The 478-nt window shown below is 66.1% G+C and carries 1 pseudogene; it reads left to right on the forward strand.

The features are described 5' to 3' along the window. A pseudogene (locus J5M67_RS28210) lies at nt 1–392 on the forward strand (hypothetical protein); the annotation flags it as partial. Nucleotides 393–478: the final 86 nt, after the last annotated feature.

Consider the following 478-nt stretch of genomic DNA (forward strand, 5'->3'; position numbering starts at 1 on the left):
GCATCTACCCCATCGTTGGTGTACGGAATCGAAGCATGACGTTCGGCGACAGGCCGGTGGCGACCGAGGGCGACAAGACGGCCTGCGGCGCGACACTGATCGCCTCGCAAGGCACGGCGACGGTTGAGCTGACGTCGGGAGCGGGCGGGCCGGTCAGCACGAGAAAAAGCGTGGTCCCGCAGCCGGCGGCACAGGGCAACGAGCCATACCGTGGACGCTTCCAACTCGTCGACGACAAGACGCGCGAGCCCATCGCGAATCACCCGTACACGGTGACGTCAGCAGACGGCCAGACGATTCAGGGCACCACTGACGCCAACGGCCACACGGATTGGTTGAGTAGCCATCAAGCGTCATCGCTGTCGTTCCAGCAGCCGGGGAGCGACGCATGAGCGGTGGCTACGCTCCGGGAGCGTCGCCCGGTGGCATGAGCGCTGGTAGCGGTCAGACAACCCAAGTCGGTCTAAGCGCCGCGCGG

The sequence above is a fragment of the Pseudomonas sp. 30_B genome, from assembly GCF_017491605.1.
In the GTDB taxonomy this organism is placed as follows: Bacteria; Pseudomonadota; Gammaproteobacteria; order Pseudomonadales; family Pseudomonadaceae; genus Pseudomonas.